Raw genomic sequence first — 25,381 nt, 5'->3', positions numbered from 1 at the left:
CGACGCTCAATCCTCGAGCGGCCGGTGCGCGGTCTCGCGCGCGGCGACGAGTGCGATCGACGTGACGACGAGCGCGGCGGTGACGTACAGCGACACGGCGGTCGTCGTGCCCGTCTGCCGGAACAGCGCGGCGATCACGAGCGGCGCGAAGCCGCCGCCGACGATGCCGGCGAGCGTGTACGCCAGCGACGAGCCGGCATAGCGCACGCGCGTCGGGAACTGTTCGGTCACGAATGCGCCCTGCGGGCCGTACATCACCGCATGGATCACGAGGCCGATCGCGACGGCCGCGACGATCGCCGCCGGGCGCGCCGAATCGAGCAGCGTGAAAAACACGAACGCCCACACGATCCCGGCCATTGCGCCGACGAGATACACGGGCCGGCGGCCGAAACGGTCCGACAGCGCGCCGAAGAACGGCACCGAGAGCGCGTTGCACGCCGTGCCGATCATCACGGCCGTCAGCGCGACGGGGCGCGACAGGTGCAGCACGGTCGTCACGTAGGTCAGCGTGAACACGACGATCAGCGCATACAGCACGTCCGAGCCGATTCGCGAGCCGCCCGCGATCAGCAGGCGCTTCCAGTGGTACTTCAGCACGTCGGCGACGGGCACTTCGGCGGTCGCGTGCGATTCGGCGAGCTGCTCGAACTGCGGCGTTTCGTCGACGCCGCGCCGCACCCAGAAGCCGAACGCGACGAGCAGCGCGCTGGCCGCGAACGGCACGCGCCAGCCCCACGACAGAAAGTTGTCGGGCGTGGTCGACAGCGTGACGAGCGCGATGCAGCCGGTGCCGAGCAACGTGCCGAACGACGGGCCGATCTGCGTCCACGACGCGGACAGCCCGCGTCGTTTCTGGTCGCCGTGCTCGACCGACAGCAGCACCGCGCCGGCCCATTCGCCGCCGAGCGCGACACCCTGCACGAAACGCAGCGCGACGAGCAGGATCGGGCTGAGGATGCCGGCCTGCGCATAGGTCGGCAGCACGCCCATCAGCGCGGTCGTCACGCCCATCAGCACGAGCGTGAGCATCAGCACCGCGCGGCGGCCGATGCGGTCGCCGAGGTTGCCGAACACGAAGCCGCCGAGCGGGCGCGACACGTAGCCGACCGCATAGGTCGAGAACGCGAGGATCGTGCCGGCCAGCGGATCGACCGACGGGAAGAACAGGTGGTTGAAAACGAGCGCGGCGAGCGTGTTGTAGATCGTGAAGTCGTACCACTCGAGCGACGTGCCGATCATGCTCGCGGTCGCGAGTCGGCTGTTGCGGACACGGCGGGGCGCGTGGGCGGCGGGCTGGGCGAGAGTGCTCATGGTATCGGGCGGGTCGTGACGGGTGACGGGGTGAAGCGCGAGGCCGGCGTGGGCGTCGGCGTCGAACGTTCAGGCAGGCAGCGCGGCATCGGCGGCCGGTTCGGCTTCGCGTCGCTGGGCGGGCAGCGGTGACGCGGCACGCCACAGCAGGTCGAAGGTGCGCACGTCGTCGTGCCCGGCGAGCATGGCGGCCACGCGGCGAGTGGCTGCTGCGTCGCTGCCTTCGATCAGCACCAGCGCATCGGCGGCCGGGTGGGCGGCCGCCGATGCGCCGATCGGCGCGGACAGGTCCGGTGACGTGCGGAAGAGCCGCGCGGCGTGGATGCCCGGTGCTTGCAGCGCCGCGTCGAAACGCTCGCGCAGTTGCGGCACGTCGATGCGATCCGGCGGCAGCACGAACAGTGCGAGATGCGCGCCTTCGCCGTCGCCGGCCTCGATCGTCAGCTCGCCAACGCGCCGCTGCGTGCCCGTCATGCGTTCGAAGTTCGCGAGCGACCACGGGGTCTGCTGCGTGAATGCGCGCCGGTACGCGTCGCCGTGGAACACGTCGAGCGCGTCCGTCACATACAGCGCGAGGTAGCGGCGCGGACCGCCATCGGTCGCGCGAAACCGCCGTGCATGCGTGAAGCCGGGAATCGCGACACGCTCCTGCATGTGCTCGCGGTCGTACCACGCGTTGAAATCGGCTTCGTGCGCGGGGTCGATATCCGTCCAGACGCAGAGCTGGCCGTGCGGAAGGGAAAGGCGGGTCATCGCGGGGTTCCTCGTGACGGGGATGTCAGGAACCCCAGTGTCCCGAAGACGGCCCGCGCCCGTCCAACAAGAAAACAAATTCGCGGTGAACAGGTTTTCTTATGAGCGGCGCGGGCGCCGTTTTGCGGCAGGCGCGGCAGGCGATGCGGCTTTCGTCGTGCGCTTCGGCTTCGTTTCCGCCGGGGGAATCGTCTTTGTCCCGGTTGCCCTGCGCGCGGGCGTTGCGTCGACGCGATCGGAGGCGGCCGGTTTCGCGAGGTTCGCGGCAGCCGCCGTCGCACGCGCCACTTCGCTCGCGAGTTCCGCGATGCGCGCGGCGACCGGCAACCCCTGGCCGCGGTACGTCGCGACGAGCGGCAGCGCCGGGAATTCCGGTTCGACGTCGAGCAGTTCGAGCGCGCCTTCATGCAGTTCGCGCCCGATGATCGCAGGCGGCAGCGCAGCCACGCCGAGCCCGTCGGCGACGAGGCGGATCATCGCGGCGACCGACGTGATGCAGTTGATGCTGGCCGGCCGTTCGACCGCCGCGAACAGCCGCTCGATCGTCGCGTGCGGCGCCGAGTGGCGCGAGAAGCTGATGATCGGAAACCCGGCCAGGCGCGCGACGTCGAGCGGCTGGCCGCCGAGCCCGAGGCGCGGGCTCGCGGCCCAGCGCACCGGGAATTCGCCCAGCGGCAGGTTCGTGAAGTCCGGGCCCGGCACCGGATCGGTCTGCAGGATCAGGTCGACGCCATCGGTGCTGAGCAGGCGGATCAGGTGCAGCGTCGTGTCGCTCGTGATCTCGACGTCGAGGCGCGGATAGCGTTCGCGCAGTTGCGCCATCAGCGCGGGGAACCAGCTGTGCACGATCGATTCGATCACGCCGATCCGGATCAGGCCCGCGTCGCTCGCCGCATCGATGTCGCGCCGCATTTCGCCGTCGAGCCGCACGATCCGCTCCGCGTAGGCCAGCATGCGCCGGCCCGCGGGCGTGAGCGTGGCCGAACGCGTGTTGCGGTCGAACAGGCGCACGTCGAACGCTTCCTCGAGCGAGGCGATGCGGCTCGACACGGCCGCCTGCGTCGTATGCAGTTTCTCGGCCGTGAGCCGGAAGTTTTCCAGCTTCGCGAGCCAGACGAAGGTTTCCAGGAACCGGATGTTCATCGAATCTCGAACGGTAAGGCGGTGCCGCGCCAGGCGGCGGATCGGGACGATGTTAACGGATTCGGAAGCGGGCAGGCACGCGTGACGCCTTTCGTGGCGTCACAGCCGGTCGAACGCGAGCGTGGGCACGTCGACGACCGTCGCACCACCGTCCGCGACGAGCGTCGTGCCGGTCACGAACGAGGCGTCCGGCGACGCCAGGAACGCGCAGACGGCCGCGATCTCGTCGGGATCGGCCGCGCGCCGCAGCGGCACGTCGGCGCTGACGCGTGCGTATGCATCGTCGAGCGAATCGCCGTGCGCGGCCATTAGCGGTTCCATTTCCGCATCGGCCATCGGCGTGCGGACCCAGCCGGGGCAGACGGCGTTCGCGCGCATGCCGTGCGGACCGTAGTCGCGTGCGAGCGATCGCGCCAGCCCCAGCAGCGCGTGCTTGCCGACCGTGTAGCCGCATACGCCGGGCCCGGCCGCGAGCGCCGCGATCGACGCGACCAGCACGATATTGCCGCGCTGCGCGATCAGGTCGGGCAGGCATGCGCGGGCGCTGACGAATGCAGTGTCGAGGTTCGCGTGCATCGCGTCACGCCACTGCGCGTCGTCGGTTTCGTCCGCGCGGCCGATGCCATGGCCGCCCGCGCAGGCGACGAGCGCATCGACGCGGCCGAAGCGTTCGGCGATGCGCGGCAGGAAGTCGGCCCAGTCGGCGGTGCTGGCGGCGTCGCCGGCCAGCGCGAGGCCGCCCGTTTCGGCAGCCAATGCGTCGAGCGGTGCCGGACGGCGTCCGATCAGCACGACGCGGTCGCCGCGGCGGGCGAAGCGGCGCGCGCACGCGGCGCCGATGCCGGTGCCTGCGCCGGTAATCGCGATCGTGCGGGGTGGCGGGTGCGTCATGTCGTTCTCCGGGAAGATGCGTTCCGGCCACTTTAGGCGGCGCCGGCGCGCGCCGGTATCCGCCGAAAGGATGAATGGGTGTCGTCCGGACAGCCAGGCGCGGCGGCCGTGGCCCATTTTGCAAAGGCTGACGATGTCCGCCGCCGAATCGCTCTATCCTCCACATTTTTGCGATAAGCCACGAAAGCCCGGCAAAATAGCGTAAGCAGGCGCGCAACGGCGCGCGGCGTGTTGATCAACCGATTCCGTCGTACGAATGGTGCGGCCCCGCAAGGATGCGGCCCGCAATCGCGCGGCAGGCGGCATCGCTGCGAGCCGGCGTCCGATGCGCATGTATCACGTCCGCCGACGGCTCATGTCGCCACGGCGTATCGCCCGGTTGCGCGCTGGCGCGGCCGGACCATCGACAAAAGAACAGGGAGGGGCCGGCAATGAGGCTGGACGACGAAAGAGAAAGCATGAACGTCGAGGATCGCCGCGGCGCCGGCGGGTTCGGCGGTGGGCGCGCGACGATCGGCATCGGCACGATCGTGGTCGCGCTGGCCGCATCGTATTTCTTCGGGATCGACCCGCGCGTCGTGCTCGAAGGCGCGTCGGCGCTGCAGGGCAGGCAGCAGCAGGCGCAGCCCGCGCCGACCCAGCACCAGGGCGCGCCGGCGAACGATCCCGGCGCGGTGTTCACGCGCAAGGTGCTCGGCAATATCGAACGCACGTGGACGGGCGTGTTCAACACGCAACTGCACGCGCAGTACCAACCGCCGAAGCTCGTGATGTTCACGAACTCGACGCCGACCGCGTGCGGCACCGGCCAGACCGCGATGGGGCCGTTCTACTGCCCGGGCGACCGCAACGTGTACATCGATCTCGGCTTCTACGACGAACTGCGCAGGCGTTTCGGCGCGGGTGGCGATTTTGCGCAGGCCTACGTGATCGCGCACGAAGTCGGCCATCACGTGCAGAATCTGCTTGGCATCGCCGACAAGGTCGACGCCGCGCGCCGGCGGTCGAGCCAGGCGCGCGCGAATGCGCTGTCGGTACGGATGGAGCTGCAGGCCGACTGCTTTGCCGGCGTGTGGGCGAACAACGCGCAACGCGCGAACCAGCGGCTGATGGAGCCGGGCGATTTCGAGCAGGGGCTGAAGGCCGCAGCCGCGATCGGCGATGACCGGCTGCAGCAGCAAGGGCAGGGCTACGTCGTGCCCGAAAGCTTCACGCACGGCACAAGCGAGCAGCGCGTGTACTGGCTGCGGCGCGGGATGGAATCGGGCGAGGTGAGCGCCTGCGACACGTTCGCCGCGAACGCGCGCTGAACCAGGGCGCGCGCCCCTTCGCGCGCCCGTATCGCCCCGGTTGAACCGGCCGATTTGCCGATTTGTGCTCACCGGCGCTTGTCGGCGTCGGTACGCTGGCCCGGACGTCGAGATTCGATGCATTCGCGCGCCAGCCGATTCCCATGCCTACCTTGTCCGCCCCCACCGACTGCGCTCCCGCCGACTGGCGACGCACGCTGCGCGCATGCGTGGACGCGTTCGACGCGTTCGCGAGCCCGTCGGCGATCGTGTTCTACCGGCTCGACCAGAGCGGCGAACCGGCCGATTTCGAGCTGTTCGGGATGCCGGAATCGATGCACCGCACCTATGTCGCCCGCTACCGGACGCTCGATCCGCTGCATCCGTCGCGCTGCGCGGCGGGCGAATGCGCGGTCGTCACGCTCGCGTCCCAACTGCCCGACGAACGACGCGCTGCGTCCGCGTACTGGACCCGTTTTCTGCGGCGGCACGATGTGGCCGACGTCGTCGAGATCTGGCTGCGCGACGCGGGCCGGACGGTCGGCGCGTTTTCGCTGCTGCGCTTCGGCATGGGCGACGCGAACGGCAACGGCACCGCACGACGCTTCGCGCCCGGCGAGATCGACGCACTCGCGCGGCTGCAGCCGGTCGCCGAAGCCGCACTGAGCCCGCTGCTGCGTGCACGGCGCGGCATCCACCGGATCGATTGCGAGGAACGGCTGACCTACCGCGAGGAGCAGATCGCGCGGCTCGTGCGCGACGGTCGCTCGAACAAGGAGATCGCCCGCGATCTCGCGCTCGGGCCGCCGACGATCAAGACGCACCTGATGCGGATGTACCGCAAGCTCGGCGTGTCGAATCGCACGGAGCTGGTCGGGGCGTTGTTCCTCTAATCGGGATCGTGCGGCACGACGCGCGATCGTCTTGCGATAACGCGCTGCCAATTTGCGCTCACCGGGCGTGAATTCTCGTCGATACAGTGGTCCGACGCCCGCGTGCCTCACCGGCCCGCGGTCCAGCCACGACAATCAACGAGACGCCCATGAGCCACACGAACTTCGTCGCCGTCAGCGACACCGTGCGCACCTTCGTCGCGCGCGACTTCGGCCTCTTCATCGACGGTGCCATGCAGCCCGCGCACGCCGCTGCCCGGCTCGACGTGTACGACCCCGCCACGGGCGAGCGGCTCGCGACCGTCGCCGACGCCGACGCGCACGACGTCGACCGCGCGGTCGCCAGTGCGAAACGCGCGTTCGACGCGCGTGTCTGGAGCGGGCTGCGGCCGGCCGACCGCGAACGCATCCTGCTGAAACTCGCGGACCTGATCGAAGCCGACGCCGAAACGCTCGCGCAGCTCGAAACGCTGAACCAGGGCAAGTCGATTCACGTGTCGCGCGCGATCGAAGTCGGCGCAAGCGTCGAATACGTGCGCTACATGGCCGGCTGGGCGACCAAGATCACCGGCCAGACGCTCGACGTGTCGATCCCGTTCCCGCCCGGCGCGCGCTATACGGCCTATACGCGCAAGGAGCCCGTCGGCGTGGTCGCCGCGATCGTGCCGTGGAATTTCCCGCTGATGATCGCGGTGTGGAAGCTGATTCCGGCGCTCGCGGCCGGCTGCACGATCGTGCTGAAGCCGTCGCCGGAAACGCCGCTGACGGCGCTGCGCTTGGCCGAACTGGCCCGCGAAGCCGGCGTGCCGCCCGGCGTGTTCAACGTGGTGACGGGCGGCCGCGTCTGCGGCGCGGCGCTCGCGAGCCATCCGTCGATCGCGAAGATCTCGTTCACGGGGTCGACCGCGACCGGCAAGCTGGTCGGCGCGGCCGCCGTGCAGAACATGACGCGCTTCTCGCTGGAACTCGGCGGCAAGAACCCGATCGTGATGCTCGACGACGTCGACGTCGCGCAGGCGCTCGACGGGGTGGCCGCCGGCGCGTTCTTCAACCAGGGGCAGGTGTGCGCGGCCGCTTCGCGCATCTATGTGCATCGCAGCAAGTTCGCGCAGCTCGCGGACGGCCTCGCCGGCATCGCGCAGTCGATGAAGCTCGGCGCAGGCCTCGATACCACCGCGCAGATCAACCCGCTCGTATCCGCGCACCATCGCGACAAGGTGGTCGAGCACATCGAGGGCGCGCGCCGCGCGGGCCTCACGTTCCTCGCGGGCGGCACGCCGGCCGACGATCTGCCCGGCTATTACGTGAAGCCGGCCGTGATCGCCGATCCGCACCCGGACAGCGCGATCGTGCGCGACGAGGTATTCGGCCCGGTGATCGTCGTCGTGCCGTTCGACGACGCGGCCGACGCGGTGCGCCTCGCGAACGCGTCGCCGTACGGCCTTGCCGCGAGCATCTGGAGCAACGACCTGACACGCGTGATGAACCTCGTGCCGCGGATCGAGGCCGGCACCGTGTGGGTGAACTGCCATATCCCGCTCGATCCGTCGATGCCGTTCGGCGGCTACAAGCAATCGGGCATCGGCCGCGAATTCGGCCAGTACGCGATCGAAGGCTTCACCGAAACCAAATCCGTCTGCATCGCGCATTGACGCACGGCGCGACGCTCGAACCCGAACGAACCCGATCCAAACGATCCGACAGTGGAGATTGCAATGAGCTACAACGAAGCGAAATTCTGGCACCCGATGCTGCACCCGAACGAAATGAAACAGCGCAAGCCGATCCGCATCGTGCGCGGCGACGGCTGCTACGTGTTCGACGAAACCGGCAAGCAGCTGGTCGACGGCGTCGCGGGCCTCTGGAACGTGAACGTCGGCCACAACCGCCAGGAAGTGAAGGACGCGATCGTGCGTCAGCTCGACGAACTCGAATACTTCCAGCTGTTCGACGGCATCTCGCATCCGCGCGCCGAGGAGTTGTCGAAGAAGGTGATCGACATGCTCGAACCGGAAGGGATGCGCCGCGTGCTGTACAGCTCGGGCGGCTCCGATGCGATCGAGACCGCGCTGAAGATCGCGCGCCAGTACTGGAAGGTGCGCGGCCAGGCCGATCGCACGAAGTTCATCTCGCTGAAGCAGGGTTATCACGGCACGCACTTCGGCGGCGCGTCGGTGAACGGCAATACGGTGTTCCGCCGCAACTACGAACCGAACCTGCCCGGCTGCTTCCACGTCGAGACGCCGTGGCTGTACCGCAACCCGTTCACGCAGGACCCGGAGGAACTCGGCCGGATCTGCGCGGAAATGCTGGAGCGCGAAATCCAGTTCCAGAGCCCGGACACCGTCGCCGCGTTCATCGCGGAGCCGATCCAGGGCGCGGGCGGCGTGATCGTACCGCCGGCAAATTACTGGCCGCTGGTGCGCGAAGTGTGCGACCGCTACGGCGTGCTGCTGATCGCCGACGAAGTCGTGACGGGCTTCGGCCGTAGCGGCAGTCTGTTCGGCAGCCGCGGCTGGGGCGTGCGCCCCGACATCATGTGTCTCGCGAAGGGGATTTCGTCGGGCTACGTGCCGCTCGGGGCGACGGTCGTGAACGCGCGAATCGAGGACGCGTTCGCCGCGAATGCCGATTTCGGCGGCGCGATCATGCACGGCTATACGTACGCCGGTCACCCGGTCGCCTGCGCGGCCGCGATCGCGAGCCTCGATATCGTCGTGAAGGAAGACCTGCCGGCGAATGCGGCGAAGCAGGGCGCGTATCTGCTCGAAGCGCTGCAGCCGTTCGCGGAACGGTTCGCGGCGGTCGGCGAGGTGCGTGGCAAGGGGCTGATGCTTGCGCTCGATCTCGTCGCGAACAAGGACACGCGCGAGCCGATCGACCCGCTGTCGGGCTATGCGAACGCGGTCGCGGAAGTCGCGCGCGAGCACGGCGTGCTGGTGCGCCCGGTCGGCACGAAGATCATCCTGTCGCCGCCGCTCGTGATCCAGCGCGAACAGCTCGACCGGATCGTCGACGCGCTCGCGGCCGGCTTCGAGGCCGTGCCGTTCGCATGACGGCCAACCCGCGGTGGCGGGTAAACGCCATCGCGGGTTTGCCGATTTGCGCTATGACCGGATTATTTTGCCTGCGTATTTTTTCGACATCGGATCACGCCGTGATCGACGAGGGGCCCCGGGAATCGACGCGCTGAAACACCGCCCGGGGCCGACCGCAAAGCATCTGGCCCCGGCCGCCGACGAAGCGCCGGTTGGGGCCAACCCACGAAGGAGACGACGATGTCGGGATGGTCGGGAATGACCGGCGCCGCGGGCGATACGCCCGCCGGTGCGCCGGCTGAAGCAGGCGGCGGCACCGCGTTGAAGGCCGGTGCGGTCGGTTTTCCGACCGCGATGGCGAGCGCGGTCGGGCTCATCATGGCGAGCCCGGTGATCCTCACCGCGACGTCGGGCTTCGGGATGGGCGGCTGGGCGTTCGCGGTCGCGATGATCATCGCGTTCGTGATGATGCAGGCGCAGGCCACCACGTTCTCCGAAGCCGCCGCGATGCTGCCGACGGCCGGCTCGGTTTACGATTACCTGTCGTGCGGGCTCGGCCGCTTCTGGGCGATCACCGGCACGATTTCCGCGTATTTCCTCGTGCACGTGTTCGCCGGCACCGCGGAGACGATCCTGAGCGGCATCATGGCGCTCGTGAACTTCGAATCGCTGAACGCCGCGTTCGAGAAGCACAACAGTTCATGGCTCGTCGGCGTCGGCCTCGTGGTCACGTTTGCGATCACCAACATCGTCGGCATCAAGGTGTTCAGCAAGCTCGAGATCGTGCTGACGGCCGGCATGTGGCTGTCGCTGATGATCTTCGGGATCCTCGGGCTCGCGGCCGCGCCGGCCGTGCATCTCGACGGCTGGTTCGGCGGGTCGGAAGTCGGCACGTCCATCCCGGCCGTGCTGTCGCTGGTCGGGATGGCGATGTTCATGTTCGTCGGCTGCGAGTTCGTCACGCCGCTCGCGCCGGAAATGAAGGCGCCCGGCCGGACGATCCCGCGCGCGATGGCGCTCGGCCTCGTCGGCGTCGCGATCTGCATGTTCCTGTACGGCGCGGCGATCCGCCGCCAGGTCCCGAACGTGCCGGTGAGCCCGGACGGCCTCACGCACCTGCTCGACACGCCCGGAGCGATTCCCGCGTTCGCGCTGCAGGTGCTCGGGCCGTTCGGGCGGATCTGGTTCGGCATCGCGTTCCTGTGCGCGGGCGCCGCGACGATCAACACGCTGATGGCCGGGCTGCCGCGCATCCTGTACGGGATGGCGATCGACGGCGCGCTGCCGCGCTGCTTCGCGTACCTGCATCCGCGTTTCAAGACACCGGTGGTCGGCATCATCGCGGCGGCGGTCGTGCCGATCTTCCATGCATGGCTGATCAACGGCAACCTCGACAGCATCCTGCACCTCGTGCTCGCCGCGACCTGCGCATGGGGCACCGCGTACCTGCTCGTCACCGCGTCGGTCGTGATGCTGCGCATCCGCCGCCCGGACTTGCCGCGGCCGTACCGTTCGCCGCTGTTCCCGCTGCCGCAGATCGTGTCGAGCGTCGGGATCGTGCTCGCGATCTGGTACATCACGCCGCCCGGCATGAACGCGCGCGACATCTACGTGCCGTTCGGCGCGATGCTGGGGCTCACCGCGCTGTACGCGCTGTTCTGGACGCTCGTCGTGCAGCGCCGGCATCCGTTCAGGCCGGTGCCGGTCGAGGACGTGCTGCGCAACGAGCACGTCGTGTCGTGAGGCTCGTATTTGCCCGGTGGCGCGCGGCGCCCGGCACACCGCCGCCCGGCCACCGGCCCGGCGCGATCGCGGCGCGCGTGCTGGCCGACCTCGGGGCGGTGCGCGATGCGGACGGCGGCGCGGCCGAAACCCTGGCCCGGCTGCCGAACGGCGTGCGCGTGAGCATCGAGGAACGCGTCGACCGTCAGTTCCTGATGCATACGGTCAGCGTGCAAGTGTCGATCCACGCGGTCGGTCCGGCCGGGCAGGGCCTTGCGCGCATGCTGCAGACCGGCTGGCTGCGGCGCACCGGCGTCGCGGCCGAGCCCGCACCGGGATGCGACCCCGGATTTGTCCGGACGGTGGCCGCGCTCGTCGCCGATTCGTCGCTTGCCGACGCGCTGCGCCCGCTGCACCTGAGCGACTGCACGATCGCCGCGCGCGAAGGCCGCTGGACGCTCGCGATCGTGCCGTTCGGCGGCAGCGAGGTCGTGAACAGGATGCCGTCGTTTCGCCGTTACGTCAGGCTGATCGATGAGCAGGCCGCCGCGCTGTCGGCGGCCTGTCTTGCGTTCGAAACCGCACTACGCAGGATTTTGCGAGGGTAAGCTGTGACGGTGCGTGCCGTGCGAGCCCGGCGGCCGCATCCAGCACCCAAGGGTTTTACCGGAGACGCCGATGCTGTTCCAGTCCCGTTCACACGAAGACGTGCACGATCACGGGCTCGCGATCGCGGGCTGGCATCAGGTGTACCGTCAGATGACGCCGGGCCGCTTCAAGGGCACCGTCACGCAGGTGCTGTACGACGATTTCCACTTCTTCCGCGAGACGACCAACCGCCGTGTCGCGCAAACCGGGCTCGCGCCGCTCGGACGCACGTCGCTCGCGGTGCCGCTGTCGGTGCCGCTCGCGGGTACGTTCCAGGGCCAGCCGGTCGACGGCTATGCGCTGCTCGCGCTGCGCGCCGGCGAGGATTTCGAGTTTCACACGCCGGAAGGGATGGGGCTGGTCGGGATCAGCGCCGCGTCGGACATGATCGACGAGCTGTGCGAAGCCGAATTCGGCGCGACGGCCGCGCGCAGGCTGCGGCACGTGACGCGGCTGTCCGACGCGCAGGGCGTCGCGCTCGGCGTGCGGCTGTCGGCGCTGATCGACGATGCGCAGCGCAACCCGGGCTGCCTCGAATATGCGGCGACCCGCAAGATGTTCCGCGACGCGATGCTCGGCATGTTCCTCGATGCGCTGGAACACGGTATCGGCGTCGAGCGCCGTGACATCACGCACGCCACCTACAGCGATATCGTGAGCCGCTGCGAGAAGCATCTGCGCGAGCGGCCCGAAGAACCCGTCACCGTGCTCGAACTGTGTCGCGCGCTGCGCTGCAGCCGCCGCACGCTGCAAACGAGCTTCCAGCGCGTGGCCGACGTCACGCCGGTCGGCTACCTGCGCACGATCCGGCTGAACGCGGTGCGTCGCCTGCTGCGCACGACCCCGGTGCAGCAGCTCGGCGTCGGCGAGGCCGCCGCGAGCTGGGGTTTCACGCATCTCGGCTATTTCGCGCGCGAGTATCGCGACCTGTTCGGCGAGCTGCCGTCGCAAACCTTGCGTCCCGAATGACGCCTCCTCACCGTGGCGGCGCCGCCGAGCGCCGTCGTGTATTGCCCGTCCCCATCACCGTTTGCTGATTTGGGATAGAGGTCCGGAATTTTCGCTGGATAAAGTCCTGCCACCCATATCGACAACACCATCGGTTTGTACTGCGAACCGATGATCATTGAGGGGCGGGACATGAAGAACGGACGACGACTGACCGCAGCCGCGGCCATGCTGGGTTGCCTGCACGCGCACGCACAAACCTCCGGCAGCGTGACGCTGTACGGCACCGTGGACACGGGCATCATCTATTCGACGAACCAGCAGTTCACGCGCGCCGACGGCAGCACGGGCGGCGGCCATGCATGGCAGATGGGCGGCGGCAACCTGGTGCCGTCCCGCTTCGGCTTCCAGGGCGCCGAGCCGCTCGGCGGCGGGCTCAGCGCGGTGTTCTCGCTCGAGCAGCAGTTTCTGTCCGCGAACGGGCAGGCGCTGCAGGGCGGCACGGCGTTCAGCCGGCAGGCATGGGTCGGGCTGCGCCAGGATTCGATCGGCACGCTCGGCCTCGGCCGGCAATACGACTCGTACACGGACATGCTCGGCGCATACGTATCGAGCAACAACTGGGCGACGCCGTACGGCTCGCATCTCGGCGACGTCGACAACCTGAACGCCGCGTTCAACTTCAACAACGCGGTGAAGTTCACCAGCGCCGATTTCAACGGCCTCACGTTCGGCGGCACGTTCAGCTTCGGCGGGCAGGCCGGCGACTTTTCCGCGAAGCGCGGCTATGCGGTCGCCGCGACCTACACGCGTGCGCCGGTCGCTTTCTCGGTCGGCTATCTCGACCTGCACCAGCCGCTCGACGCGGCGCTCGGCGGCGCGAGCGGCTATATCGGCGATTTCGCGTGCAGCAACCCGGGCGCGATGCTCTGCCTGCTGCAGGACGCCGGCTCGATGCGCGCGTTCGGCGCTGGCGGCTCGGTCACATTCGGCGCGGCGACGGTCGCGCTGACCTACACGCACACGCGTCTCGGCGACAGCCGCTATTTCTCGACCGGCGCGCAGCCGCGCACGCAGGCGTTCACGTTCGACGTCGGCGAGCTGAACGTCACGTACATGTTCACGCCCGCGCTGCAGGGTGGTGTCGCGTACATCTTCAACGCCGCGCACACCGACGGGCGCGGCACGACGCGTTTCCATCAGGTCAACGTCGGCACGAACTACAGCCTGTCGAAGCGCACCGCGCTGTATGCGGTCGCGATCGGGCAGATCGCGAGCGGCGCGGGGCTCGGCACCGATGCGAACGGCAACGCGGTGAACTACGCGCAGATCCCGGTGCTCGCGAACAGCAATTCGAGCCGGCAGCTCGCCGTGATGGCGGGCATTCGCGTGAACTTCTGACGGGGCGCGGCGCCGGCGATGCCCGCGCGATGGTCCGCCCGCTCAGTTGTAGGACATCGTGAACGTGAGGATCGCGTTCGCGCTGCCGGCGCTGATCGTCTGGCTCGTGCGGTAGTACGCGGCCTTCAGCGGCAATGCGTATGAACCGCCGGTCGGCGCGACGTTGATCGGATAGGGCGAGTCGAAGCGGAGCGCCGCGCCGTTCTCGTCCATCAGCTTGAGTGCGAATCCGCGTGCGGTGGAGCCGTCGCTCAGCGCAACGACGCCGGCCGCCGCGTCGAGCACGCCGTTGGGCGCCTTGAACTGATAGGTGAGCTTCGAGATGCCGGCCGGGCAGTTATTGGCCGCCACCTTGAAACTGACCGGCGCCGACGATGCGCCGACGCTCTTCATGTCCGCCGCGCGCACGGTGCCCATGTCGACGGTCACGTCGGGCGTTTTGCACGAGAGCGCGGTGAAGCGGATGCTGTTGATCGCACTGATGACGAGATAGGCCCGGCCGCCGAGTTCGAACGACGCGGTGGGCAGATCGGTCGCGTTGACGGTACCGCCCGACACCGGGCCCGTCGCGACGAATACGTACGAGAACTGGGTATTCGCGTTGATCGACCAGGTCTTGTCGGCGTTTGTCGCGAGCGAGGACTGATACGGAAGGACCGAGCTCCCGTAAATGAACTTGACGCCGATGCCGGGCACGTTGGTCGGATATACCTTGTCCGGAGTCGGTGGCAGATGGGGCGTCGACGAAAGTTTCCGGTCGAGCACCATGGTGCCTGACGTGCTGCAGTACGCGTATGGAAATTGGTCGGGCAGGGTATACGTCGCCCTTCCCAGTTCAGTCCCGACCGCGACGTCGCGAGGAATGCTGATATTGCCGCTCAGCAGCACCATTCGGTTCTGGGGAGTACTGTTGAGGACCGTGCATTGGGCATGCGCGCCGAACGCCGTGAGCAGCAGCACGCAGGGGGCGAGCATCCGCATCAGGCGCCGGCGCGTCGTGCCGTTCCGGTTGTCGGTCCATCGCAAGTCGTTCATCGTCATCTTCATGTTCGTCGTTCCGTTTGTCTGGTTGCGGCCCACGGCCGTCGAATGGCTTAGCGTGCGGAGATCGTCGCGCCGGGCGAGCAGGTGCCCGCGATCGTCTGGAAGCCGGCGGATTTCCGGTCGGTTTTCGCGACCGGCAATGCGTAGGCGATCCGGCAGCTGGAATCGCCGTTGTCGCCCCACTTGACCGTCAACGAGCCGCTGTCCTCGAGCCCGCGCACCAGGATCCGGCTCGCCTGGCCGACGATGCCGAGCTGCTTGCCGGACGCGTCGTAGACCGTTGCGCCGAACGGCAGCGGCTTGCCGTCCGCGCGGCGCGCGCGGATCAGCGCCGAACGCCCGGTTTCGGTCGAGAACTTGAGGAGCGGCACGGCGCCCGCGCGCGGCGCAACCTGCTGGCTCGTTTCCTTCAGTTCGACGTCCGTCGAAATGCCCTTCGGATCGATCTCGACCGTGTTGAGGTTGTACGGCGTCAGGTATGGCACGATCGCGTAGCCTCGGCTGTCGACCCGCACGCCCGATGCGTTCGCGATTCGCGCGCCCGCGGCGCCGGGTGCCTCGACAATCCCGAACGTTTCCGACAGCGGCTGCGACAGCGTGATGCCGCCCGGATGCGCGACCACCGCGCCGCGGATGCCGATCGAGCCTTGCTGGTAATCGGTACTGGCGCCGATGCTCGCGTTCAGTTCCGCGAAGCGCGCGCGGTATGCGACGTTGGCGCCGCCATTGGTCGACGCGCTGCCCGAGCCGGATGCGTGATCGACGTTCACGCCGTATGCCAGGTTGCTGTCTTCGCCGAGCGAGCCGGACAGCGCGGACTGGACCCGGCTGCGGCCGAGCGAGTCGTGCGTGACGTTGGTCGACAGCATCATCGGGCGCGTACGGCCGAGCGGAATCGTCACGCCGGCGTAGTAGAGCGTGCTCATGTTGCCGCCGGCGCTGCGCTGGCGAGTCGCGCTCAGGTTGTACGAAATGTTCCGGAACGTGTTGTTGTAACCGAGCGAGTAGTTGACGTCGGAGCCCGGGCGATTCCAGTAGGTCGACGCGGACGCCGTGACGCTGAGCTGCCCGCCCTTTTCGCCGAGCCGCTGGCTGAGCGTCAGCGATGCACGGTTGCGCTGGCGCCAGACGTCGTCGAGCCGGCCGCCGCTGCGCACGGTGTCGCGTGCGAGCATCGCGTCGTTCAGGTTGAAATAGCCGCTCGTCGAGTAGCGGTACGCGGCAAGCGCGACGTCGGTGCCGGTCGCGAGGACCGATTTCGAGTAGCTCACGCGCAGGCTCGAACCGTTGAAGCGCTTGATGCCGGGAATCGACGTCGTGGCGTGCGTGAAGTCCGCGCCGAACGCGCCGAGCGACGTGTTGAGCGCCGCGCCGACCATCGCCGCCGCGTAGCCGGCCGCGACGCTCACGCCGCCGTAGCCCGTCACCAGGTTGGTCAGGCCGCGCTGGTACGTGGCTTGCGCGAACAGCGGGTTGCTCGTGCCCTGCTGGTTGCGCAACGCGCCCGCGGTGAAGCTGTAGCGGCCGATGCCGGGCCGCAGCGACAGCGGGACGGCCGCGTACGGCACTGCGAACGTATGCACGGAGCCGTCGGCTTCCGTGACCGACACGTTCAGGTCGCCGCCATAGCCGGTCGGGTACAGGTCGTCGATTTCGAATGCGCCCGGCGCGACGGTCGTCTCGTAGATCGTCACGCCGTTCTGACGGATCGTCACCTTCGCGTTGCTGTTCGCGATGCCGCGAACGGTCGGCGCATAGCCGCGCAGGGAGTCGGGCAGCATCCGGTCGTCGGTCGCCAGTTGCACGCCGCGGAACTGCGTGGCGTCGAAGAGTTCGCCGGACGTATAGCTTTCGCCGACGACGAGCTGCGACGACACCGACGGCAGGTCGCGTTGCAGGTAGGTGGCGATGTCCTGGTACTGGCCACTGCCGCGCGACGACCACGTATAGGAACCGGTGTGGCGGAAGTGCCAGTTGCCGATGTTCACGCCGCCGTTCAGGCCGAGATAGCCCTGGATCTCGCTGGCGCTGCCTTGATGCTTCGAACCATAGAGGTTGAGGTTGTAGCCGAGCATGCCCATCGGCACGCCCGAATCCCATTGATCGGGCTCGACATAGCCGCGCGGCGCGCGGGCAAGTGAGGCCTGCGGAATGCTCAGCGTGAGCTTTTGCTCGGTGAAGTCGAACGACGCGCTCGCGTCGTGCACGACCTGACCGATGCGCCGGCATGCGCCTTCGACGGCGAGCTCGGCGACGAGGTCGGCCGGCAGCTTGCGAAAGTCGATGCCGATGCGTTTCAGCAGCCGTGCATCGAAGCAGGGCTGGGCGTCCGGCGTGCCTTCGGTGGCCTTGAACGGCACGTCGTAGCGCCCGATCCAGTCCGATCCGACATGGATGTCGACGCGATAGACGCCTGCCGCCGTCACGTTGCCGCGCCCGTAGCGCGTGACGTCGACTTTCTGGCCCGGGTGGCTGCTCAGGAATCCGGGGTCGAACTCGACCTGGGCGAAATCGACTTGCGCGACTTGCACCGGCGCGGCCTGCGCGGGCGCCGCGACGTCGGCGCGAGCGGCGTCGGACCATGCCGCGAGGCTGGACAGGATCAGCAGGTAGAGTGCTTTGGGACGCGGGTTGTTCGCCACGTCACGGCGCGCATGTCGAATCGAGGTCATTCCCCGGGAACTCCTGGTGTGGTTGGCATTGCTGCGGCGCGCAGGTCGGCCGGTCCGGGCTTCGGATGGGCGGATCCGGGCGGGAAAGGCTGGCGTCGGGCGCGGATCGGAAATGGGCGGGCGTGTTGCCTGCCCGTCAGCCCGCTCGGGCCGACAAGCCGGGACCGAACCCGGCGACGGGAGGCGTCGGCGGCGGGCTGGATCGAGGCGGTCGTGGATGGATCAGGGTTTCGACGAAACGGGTTGTTCGTTGTCGACCGTTGCGCCCCAGTCGTCGATGCTGCCGAACTCGACGGTGGCGCTCGCGGCCGGGAGACTGGCGAGACCGTTGACCGGGAAGCGTTGCTGGCCGCCAGGGAGGATGTAGCCCATGCCGGCGTCGTATTTCTGGCCTGCCGACTTCAGCGCGACGCTGCCGAGGTTGACCACGTACGGCGTCGGGTTCATCGCCTGCAGCGCATAGCGGTTGCCGTCGGCGGGGACGACGCGCCATTCGAGCTGGTTGCGGGCGGTGTTCGCACTGCCGGGCAGGCCGGACGGGCGGAACATCAATTTGATGCGCGAGCGGAACGCGATCTGGATGCGATTGCGATCGTCGTTGGCCGCGGCCTTCGGCGGAATTTCCAGCACATTGAGCCAGAACAGCGATTCCTTGTCGGCCGGCAGCGGCTCGCCGGTGTAGATCAGGCGCAGCGTCTGGCCTTTGCCCGGCTCCATCCGGAACATGGCGGGCGTCAACGTAAACGGGACCTCGATGTCGTCGGGCGACGCATGCTGTTCGCCGGTGTCGATCCATGCCTGCACCAGCGCAGGCGTCTTTCCCTCGTTCGTGAGCTTGAGCGTGACTTCGCGCTCGGTGGAAGGGAACACGACGCGCGTGCCCGAGATCACGATGCTCGCGTATGCGTGCGATGTCATCAGGGCGGAAAGGAGTGCGAGGACTGGAAGCGACTTGAAGATTTTCATGGTGGCTCGATGATCGGATTCATGTTCTTTGACCGGACGTGCGGCGAGGGGCCGGAGCCTTCTGAGGGAAGGCTCCGGATTCGCTGTGACTTACTGGTAAGTCAGCGAGTACTGCACCTTCGAGTTGGCGGCGCCTGCAACGGCCTTGGCGGTTGCGTAGTACTCGGCGAAGTAGTTCAGCTTCGCGCTGCCGTCGGCCGCGATATCGATGACCTGGGAGCCCTGGTCGCCCATCGCGCCGAGACGGATCGCCTTCTGCGACTCATTCAGCACGTTGATCTGAACGTTCTGTGCTGCCGGCTGTTCTGCCGTGCCTGCGTCGAGCGTGAGACGACCGGACGTCTGGTCGACGTTCGAGCCCGATTCGAACACGGCACTGACCTTCGTCGGATTGCCGGCGCCCGTCGCGCAGCCCTGCAGCGACAGCGTGAACGGCGTGCGGCCAGCCGTCGCGCCCGGCGCTTCGAGCGTGTTGGCGCCGACGTGCGGAAGCGCGACCGCCACGTTGCCGCCGTTGTCGACCTTGCAGGTCGATGCCATGACGTTGCCGGTGAAGGTGATCGTGCCGTCGGATGCGTGTGCCGCGGAAGCAGCCGCGAGGCCGGCCGACACGACGAGGAGGGAGAGCAGTTTGCTGTTGATCGCGATCTTCATTGATTTGATTTCCGAGGGTTTGTGATTTAAAAAGCGAAATGCGTTTCAGGTGAGCTGCATTCCGGGATTAATTGTCGCGATTTATAAACAAATTGTTTATTGGACGAGTACTGGACGTTAGGCGATTTGTATAGGACAAATACTAATTCGAGTTTTTGAAAAGTGGACGGGTATCTGAATTCCATGAGACGCGTCCGGGACCGCGCAAAACCGGTCGCGGCCGATGTCGGGCTCCGCAGGGCGGCGGCCGCTTCGGTGCGATGCCACACGTTCGTCACGATCGGCGTGAACAATGGCGTTCGCTCCAGACGGCCGGAAACATCGCCCGCGTTGCACACGTGTGCAATGCCTGGCCGTCCCGCTACCACGCCGATCGAGAGAGACCTCATGACCTTGCTGAGTCGCCTGCGGGCGCTGTCCGCCGCCGTTGCGCTATCCGTTGTCGCCACGCACGCCTTCGCGGCGGATCTTGTCATCGCGGGCCGCGACGACATCTACGGCAAGGGGCTCGCCGACGCCGTCGCCGGCTTCAACAAACTGCATCCGGGCACCGACATCGAGTTGCTCAAGCTGCCGAACGCGAACCTGTACCAGAAGCTCAAGCTGTCGATGCGCGAAGGCACCGGCGCGTACGACCTCGTGATGATGGACGACACGTGGGCGCCCGAATTCATCGGTAACGGCTGGCTGAAGCCGCTGCCCGCGGCGCTCGCCGACGCCGATCTCGTGCCGTCCGCCGTCGCGCTCGGCCGCAATGCGGCCGGCGCGCTGTACGCGCTGCCGATCGTCGGCAACGTCGAGATGTTTGCGTACCGCAAGGACCTGCTCGCGAAGTACAAACTGCAACCGCCGCGCAACTGGGACGACGTGCTGAAGATCGCGCAGACCGTCGGCGGCGCGGACAAGAGCGTGTCGGGCGTCGTGTTTCGCGGCACGAAGGGCAACCCGGTCGTCACGGGCTTCCTGCCGATCCTGTGGGCGTATGGCGGCGACGTGTTCGACCGTGCCGGCAACGTGACGATCGATTCGCGCGAAGCGCAGGCCGCGCTGAAGACGTTCCTCGCACTGAAGGCGTTCGCGCCGAAGGACGTCGACGTGTACGGCGCGGCCGAAGTGCGCGATGCATTGCAGCGCGGCACGGCCGCGCAGTCGATCGAGGTGTGGCCGGCATGGGTGCCGGCGCTCGACGATCCGAAGCAGTCGCGCGTGGTCGGGCAGATCGCGCTGCAGCCGCCGCCGGGGCAGACCGCGGGCCCGGCCCCGATGCTCGGCATTTGGCAGATGGGCATTCCGAAGGACGCGCCGCATGCGAAGCTCGCGCAGGACTTCCTCGCTTACCTGACCGCGCGCGATACGCAGACGCGCCTCGCCGGCATCGGCATTCCGCCGACCCGCCGCAGCGTGTTCAACGATCCGGCGCTGGTGCGCCAGTACCGCTGGTATCCCGATCAGCTGAAGGCGCTCGAGGCCGGCCGTGCGCGGCCGCGCGTGACGGACTGGCAGCAGGTCGAGAGCATTCTCGGCGACCAGTTGCAGCTCGCGCTGACGGGGCAGGCCGCACCGGACGCCGCACTGCGTCAGGCGCAGCAGAAGATCGCGCAGGCAACGGCCGCGGCCGGCAAGTGACCGCGCGCGTCAACCCGGTGGCCGGAGGTCGCGCATGAAAACCTTCGGCCGCAGCCTGCCGTTCGTCGCGCTGCTCGGGCCCGCGCTGCTGGTGCTCGCCGCGCTGGCGCTGTATCCGGTCGCACAGGTGCTGATCGACTCATTCTGTCGGGTCGACTATTCAGCGGGCCATCGCGCGTTCGCGGGGCTCGCGAACTATCGCGCGGTGCTCGGCGACGACGCGTTTACCGCCGGCTTCGGCAACACGCTGCGTTTCACGATCGTCGCGTCGCTCGCCGAAGTCGCGCTCGGCTTCGGCCTCGCGCTGCTATTCGTGCGCGCGTTTCCCGGGCGGCGCATCGCGCTGCCGCTCGCGATCCTGCCGATGATGCTGTCCACGCTCGTGTGTTCGGCAATCTGGCGCAACTGGCTGAACTTCGACGGCTTCCTGAACGCGCTGCTCGCGGCGTTCGGCGTCGAAGGCGTGCGCTGGCTGTCCGATCCGCATCTCGCGCTGTGGTCGCTCGCGCTCGTCGACGTGTGGCAGTGGACGCCGATGGCGTTCCTGATCGTGCTGGCCGGGCTGCAGTCGATTCCGCAGGAGCTGTACGAAGCCGCGCGCACGGACGGTGCGAGCGAGTGGCAGTGCCTGCGCGACGTCACGCTGCCGCTCGCGGCGCCGCAGATCGGTCTCGCGCTGCTGCTGCGCTCGATCGACACGTTCAAGCTGTTCGACAAGGTCTATGCGCTGACGGGCGGCGGCCCCGGCAATGCGACGCAGACGCTGTCGACCTATATCTACGACACGGGCTTCCGCTTCTTCAACGTCGGGCCGGCGAGTGCCGCCTCGGTGCTGATGCTGGCGGCGTCCGCGCTGCTGGTCTCGGGGTACGTATGGCAGACGGTCCGCAAGCGGCGCGCATGACGACGCGATCGGCGGGTATCTCGCGCGCACGAACGAGCACCGCATGCGGTCACGCGATGCCATGGGTGCTGCGCGTCGTCGCGCTCGCGCTGTTGCTGCTGCCGTGCCTGTGGATGGCCGGCGCGGCCTTCATGCCGACACTCGAACGTCTCGATCATCCATTGCGGATCTGGCCGGCCGCGCCGACCTTCGCGCATTTTGCGTCGGTGTGGTCGAACGGCATCGGCGCACCGCTGTTCAATTCGCTGCTGGTCGGCTTCGGCACGACGCTGCTTGCACTGGCGCTCGCATTTCCGGCCGCGTATGCGCTCGTGCGGCTACGGTTTCCGGCGCGGCTCGACCTGTTGTTCCTGATGCTCGTGCTGGCGTTGAAGCTGATGCCGCCGATCACGATCGCGGTGCCGCTGTTCGCGCTCGCGAAGCGGCTGCACCTGCTCGATTCGACGCTCGGCCTGATGCTCGCGTACCAGATCTACGCGTTGCCGATGGCGATCTGGATGCTGCTCGCGTTCGTGCGCGACGTCCCGATCGAATACGAGGAAGCGGCGTGCATCGACGGCGCGGGGCTCGCACGGCGGCTCGTGCAGATCGTGCTGCCGCTGTGCGCGCCGGGGCTGATCGCGACCGCGATCTTCGTGTTCATCGCGGCGTGGAACGAATTCCTGATCGCGCTGCTGTTCGTGTCGACGCCGAGCCGCTTCACGCTGCCGCTCGCGATTGCCGGCTACGTGACGGAGAACGGGATCGACTGGGGCGACCTGATGAGCGCGGGGCTGATGGCGTCGCTGCCCACGCTGGCCGTGGCCGGCTATGTACAGCGCTACCTGTTGCGCGGGTTCGCGGGTGGGTTGAAGTGACGCGTGGCGTGGCCGCGCCCGGTCCTGCGTCGTCACGCGCAGCTGTTGCGCACCGCCTGCGTGACCGGCACGACCCGCGTGCGCGACGGGCCGTCGAACGTCTGCATCCGGTCGGCGAGCAGGTCGATCGCCGCAAGCGCGAGGCCGCGCGTGTCCTGCCGCAGCGTCGTCAGCCGATATGCATCGTATTCGGCGGCGGGGATATCGTCGAAGCCGATCACGCGCAGGTCGTCCGGCACGCGCAAGCCGAATTCGCGACGCGCGACGTCGATCACGCCGAGCGCGAGCAGGTCGGACGAGCAGAACACGCCGTCGGGTCGTTCGCCGGTCGCGAACAGGTGCCGCGCGGCGTCGACTCCGCTGGCGTGCGTGTCGGACGGCGTATCGAGCATACGTACGAGCGTCGCGTCGAACGCGTCGCGTGGCCCGATCGCCTGCTCGAACGCAGCGGCGCGCGACCGCGCGCTGTAGCTCGTGCCGCGGGGCCCGACGAACGCGAGCCGGCGCGCGCCGGCCCGTACGAGCCGCTGCGCCGCGTGGGCGGCGCCCGCCGCGTTGTCGCTGACGACCACATCCGCGCCCGGCAGATTCGCTTCGCGGTTGATCATCACGACCGGAATCCGGTGTTCGAGATATTGCTGCGCGACCGACAGTGGCGGCGACGCGGACGTCATCACGAGGCCCGCGATCCGGTAGCTGAGCAGTTGTTCGAGCGATTGCCGTACCTGGCGCGGATCTTCCGCATTGGTCACGAGCGGCGTGAGCGCGTGCTGCCCGAGCGCGGCCATCAGGTCCGACAGCAGCCGCGCGCGAAACGGGTTCTCGAAGCCGGCCGTGACGACGCCGATCATGCTGCTGCGCTGCGTGATCATGTCGCGTGCGATCAGGTTGACCTGATAGCCCAGCGCACGCGCGGCGGCCATCACGCGCTCGCGCGTTTGCGGCGCGATGCTTGCCGTCGGCGAGAACGCGCGCGACACTGCGGAGCGCGAGACGCCGGCCCGCGCCGCGACATCCGACGCCGTGACCCACGGTTTCCTTTCCTTGTCATTCATCGATTCATGATCCCTTCGCGCCACGATACGTGCATGCCGCCCGCCGACTGGATGTCGGCGCTCGACGACGCGCGGCCGCTGCATACGCTGACCCTACCGGGCAGCCATGACACCTGTGCGTATACGGTCGACGATTTACTCGTGCGCACGCAGCGCGCGCCGCTCGATGCGCAGCTCGCGCATGGCGTGCGGCTGCTCGACATCCGTTGCCGGCACGTGCGCGATGCGTTCGACATCCATCACGGCGGCATCGCGCTCGGCATGACGTTCGACGACGTGCTGGCCACCTGTACGCGCTTTCTCGATGCGCATCCGCGCGAATGCATCGTGATGTCGGTGAAGGACGAGTGGCCGGCGCATGCGTGCACGCGCGGTTTCGATGCAACGTTCGACGCGCATCGCGCGCGGCACCCGCGATTGCGCTGGCATGCCGGCGGCACGCTGCCGACGCTCGGCGACGTGCGCGGCGCGGTCGTGCTGTTGCGGCGCTTTCGCAGCGGCCGGCCGCTCGGCATCGACCTCACCGCGTGGCCCGACAACGCGACGTTCACGATCGATCATCCGGACGGCGCGTTCGTGATCCAGGACGAATATCGCGTGCCGGTGGCCGCGTCGATCGCATGGAAGTGGCGCGCGATCGACGCGCTGCTGACGCATCTGCCGCTGCCGGATAGCGGCCGCTGGGCGCTCAATTTCTGCAGCGGAACGGGGATGGGCGCGAATCCGTCGGTGGTCGCACACGGCGATGGCCGCGCGCAGGGCATTCATGCGCGGCTCGCCGAGCGCTTGCGCGAGCAGCGCGGCCCGCATGGCGCGATGCTGCTCGATTTCTGCGATGACGACGACTGGGCGCTGGTGCGTGGGCTGATCGAATGCAACGATCACACGCCGCGGCAGGGTGTGTGGCGCAAGGCGTTTCGCTGTTAACGGGGGGGAGCGTCGCCGGGGACTACCGCGTCGCGATCGCGACTGCCGCCCCGGCCATCGCGGTTGCACTCGTGCGGTTCGCCATCCGCTTCGCGCGCGCCGATGTCAGGAAGGCCCGTGCGCGCGACGCGAGCAGCGACCAGAAGCAGTCGGCCAGGATCAGGACCGCGAGCATCGTGCCGACCAGTTCGGCCCAGGCGGCGACGCTGACGTGCGTGAGGTCGACGATGGTCGGCAGCAGCGCGAGGTAGAAGATCATGATCTTCGGGTTGCCGAGCGTGACGAGCATCCCCGCGACGAACATGCGCCACGGCGACTGGCCGCGCGGCAGGTCGTCCGCGCCCGTGCCGGTCGGCGCGGTCCACATCTTCCATGCGAGGAACAGCAGGTACGCAACGCCGAGCAGCTTCAGCACGATCAGGCCCGTCGCGAACGTGCGCGCGAACGCGGACAGCCCCGCGACCGCAAGCGTGAGCCACAGCGCCTCGCCGAGCCACATGGCCGCAAGGAACGGCAGCACGTCGCGCACGCCGTTCGTCAGCACGCGCGCAACGAGCGCGGCGACGCTCGGGCCGGGCGTGCCGGCGGTGACGAGCAGGGCGAAGGCGAAGACGGCGAGTGCGGACAACGTCATGA

Annotated in this window: 22 protein-coding genes; 12 read left to right on the top strand and 10 right to left on the bottom strand. The window is 68.2% G+C overall.

Annotated features, from left to right (window positions below; translation table 11 throughout):
- Positions 1–6 precede the first annotated feature (6 nt).
- The 4 genes from CFB49_RS24465 to CFB49_RS24450 all read right to left on the bottom strand — a co-directional run bounded on the left by CFB49_RS24465 (position 7) and on the right by CFB49_RS24450 (position 4,101).
- Positions 7–1,314: an MFS transporter gene (locus tag CFB49_RS24465; protein ID WP_069619335.1), complete on the bottom strand. Its 1,308-nt coding sequence runs from the start codon at positions 1,312–1,314 to the stop codon at positions 7–9.
- Positions 1,315–1,383: 69 nt separating this feature from the next.
- Complete coding sequence (locus CFB49_RS24460) at positions 1,384–2,067, bottom strand: DUF4286 family protein (RefSeq protein WP_069619334.1); 684 nt, start codon at positions 2,065–2,067, stop codon at positions 1,384–1,386.
- A gap of 99 nt (positions 2,068–2,166) precedes the next feature.
- Complete coding sequence (locus CFB49_RS24455; protein WP_089492553.1) at positions 2,167–3,210, bottom strand: LysR family transcriptional regulator; 1,044 nt, start codon at positions 3,208–3,210, stop codon at positions 2,167–2,169.
- 99 nt (positions 3,211–3,309) lie between these two features.
- A complete protein-coding gene (locus tag CFB49_RS24450) occupies positions 3,310–4,101 on the bottom strand; it encodes an SDR family NAD(P)-dependent oxidoreductase (protein ID WP_089492837.1) in 792 nt (263 codons plus the stop codon).
- A gap of 431 nt (positions 4,102–4,532) precedes the next feature.
- Here CFB49_RS24450 and ypfJ point away from each other — a divergent pair, with 431 nt between their 5' ends.
- The 8 genes from ypfJ (at position 4,533) to CFB49_RS24410 (ending at position 14,040) form a co-directional block, all read left to right on the top strand.
- Positions 4,533–5,411, top strand: coding sequence for a KPN_02809 family neutral zinc metallopeptidase (ypfJ, locus tag CFB49_RS24445; protein WP_069619331.1), 879 nt, complete (start codon positions 4,533–4,535; stop codon positions 5,409–5,411).
- Positions 5,412–5,554: 143 nt separating this feature from the next.
- Entirely contained in the window at positions 5,555–6,283 is a 729-nt protein-coding gene (locus CFB49_RS24440; protein ID WP_069619394.1) for a helix-turn-helix transcriptional regulator, read from the top strand.
- 149 nt (positions 6,284–6,432) lie between these two features.
- Positions 6,433–7,935, top strand: coding sequence for an aldehyde dehydrogenase family protein (locus tag CFB49_RS24435; RefSeq protein ID WP_089492552.1), 1,503 nt, complete (start codon positions 6,433–6,435; stop codon positions 7,933–7,935).
- 63 nt (positions 7,936–7,998) lie between these two features.
- Positions 7,999–9,339, top strand: coding sequence for an aspartate aminotransferase family protein (locus CFB49_RS24430; protein WP_089436781.1), 1,341 nt, complete (start codon positions 7,999–8,001; stop codon positions 9,337–9,339).
- A 222-nt stretch (positions 9,340–9,561) separates the two neighbouring features.
- A complete protein-coding gene (locus CFB49_RS24425; RefSeq protein ID WP_089492551.1) occupies positions 9,562–11,064 on the top strand; it encodes an APC family permease in 1,503 nt (500 codons plus the stop codon).
- On the top strand, positions 11,061–11,651 hold the full coding sequence (locus tag CFB49_RS24420) for a DUF3156 family protein (RefSeq protein ID WP_089492550.1): 591 nt from the start codon (positions 11,061–11,063) through the stop codon (positions 11,649–11,651). The genes CFB49_RS24425 and CFB49_RS24420 overlap by 4 nt, the downstream gene beginning before the upstream one ends.
- Before the next feature lie 70 nt (positions 11,652–11,721).
- Positions 11,722–12,660 (top strand): helix-turn-helix domain-containing protein, encoded by a 939-nt coding sequence (locus CFB49_RS24415; protein ID WP_089492549.1) that lies wholly within the window; start codon positions 11,722–11,724, stop codon positions 12,658–12,660.
- A 171-nt stretch (positions 12,661–12,831) separates the two neighbouring features.
- Entirely contained in the window at positions 12,832–14,040 is a 1,209-nt protein-coding gene (locus CFB49_RS24410; RefSeq protein ID WP_089492836.1) for a porin, read from the top strand.
- A 42-nt stretch (positions 14,041–14,082) separates the two neighbouring features.
- Here the strand turns inward: CFB49_RS24410 and CFB49_RS24405 are convergent, their stop codons facing one another.
- From CFB49_RS24405 to CFB49_RS24390, 4 genes are all read right to left on the bottom strand, one after another.
- Positions 14,083–15,087: a fimbrial protein gene (locus CFB49_RS24405; RefSeq protein ID WP_143329315.1), complete on the bottom strand. Its 1,005-nt coding sequence runs from the start codon at positions 15,085–15,087 to the stop codon at positions 14,083–14,085.
- A 47-nt stretch (positions 15,088–15,134) separates the two neighbouring features.
- Entirely contained in the window at positions 15,135–17,756 is a 2,622-nt protein-coding gene (locus CFB49_RS24400) for a fimbria/pilus outer membrane usher protein (RefSeq protein WP_089492547.1), read from the bottom strand.
- Positions 17,757–17,978: 222 nt separating this feature from the next.
- Complete coding sequence (locus CFB49_RS24395) at positions 17,979–18,722, bottom strand: fimbrial biogenesis chaperone (RefSeq protein WP_089492546.1); 744 nt, start codon at positions 18,720–18,722, stop codon at positions 17,979–17,981.
- A gap of 90 nt (positions 18,723–18,812) precedes the next feature.
- On the bottom strand, positions 18,813–19,376 hold the full coding sequence (locus tag CFB49_RS24390) for a fimbrial protein (protein ID WP_089492545.1): 564 nt from the start codon (positions 19,374–19,376) through the stop codon (positions 18,813–18,815).
- A 387-nt stretch (positions 19,377–19,763) separates the two neighbouring features.
- On the opposite strand from CFB49_RS24390, the gene CFB49_RS24385 reads away from it, so the two are divergent.
- Genes CFB49_RS24385 through CFB49_RS24375 form a run of 3 tightly spaced genes read left to right on the top strand, consistent with a single transcriptional unit; the run spans position 19,764 to position 22,763 of the window.
- Complete coding sequence (locus tag CFB49_RS24385; RefSeq protein WP_069619324.1) at positions 19,764–21,002, top strand: ABC transporter substrate-binding protein; 1,239 nt, start codon at positions 19,764–19,766, stop codon at positions 21,000–21,002.
- 34 nt (positions 21,003–21,036) lie between these two features.
- On the top strand, positions 21,037–21,906 hold the full coding sequence (locus tag CFB49_RS24380) for a carbohydrate ABC transporter permease (protein WP_089492544.1): 870 nt from the start codon (positions 21,037–21,039) through the stop codon (positions 21,904–21,906).
- Entirely contained in the window at positions 21,903–22,763 is an 861-nt protein-coding gene (locus CFB49_RS24375) for a carbohydrate ABC transporter permease (protein WP_089492835.1), read from the top strand. Before CFB49_RS24380 ends, CFB49_RS24375 begins: the two co-directional genes overlap by 4 nt.
- Before the next feature lie 32 nt (positions 22,764–22,795).
- Here CFB49_RS24375 and CFB49_RS24370 read toward each other — a convergent pair whose 3' ends face one another.
- Positions 22,796–23,818, bottom strand: coding sequence for a LacI family DNA-binding transcriptional regulator (locus CFB49_RS24370; protein WP_089492543.1), 1,023 nt, complete (start codon positions 23,816–23,818; stop codon positions 22,796–22,798).
- A gap of 6 nt (positions 23,819–23,824) precedes the next feature.
- Here CFB49_RS24370 and CFB49_RS24365 point away from each other — a divergent pair, with 6 nt between their 5' ends.
- Positions 23,825–24,745 (top strand): phosphatidylinositol-specific phospholipase C, encoded by a 921-nt coding sequence (locus CFB49_RS24365; RefSeq protein ID WP_179234941.1) that lies wholly within the window; start codon positions 23,825–23,827, stop codon positions 24,743–24,745.
- Between the two features lie 22 nt (positions 24,746–24,767).
- Here CFB49_RS24365 and CFB49_RS24360 read toward each other — a convergent pair whose 3' ends face one another.
- Entirely contained in the window at positions 24,768–25,379 is a 612-nt protein-coding gene (locus CFB49_RS24360) for a LysE family translocator (protein ID WP_089492542.1), read from the bottom strand.
- Positions 25,380–25,381: the final 2 nt, after the last annotated feature.

Origin of the sequence: Burkholderia sp. AU17457 (assembly GCF_002223255.1) — a bacterium.
Taxonomy (GTDB): Bacteria; Pseudomonadota; Gammaproteobacteria; order Burkholderiales; family Burkholderiaceae; genus Burkholderia; species Burkholderia sola.
The sequence above is the reverse complement of the archived record's forward strand: the minus strand, read 5'-3'. Positions and strand labels throughout refer to the sequence as shown.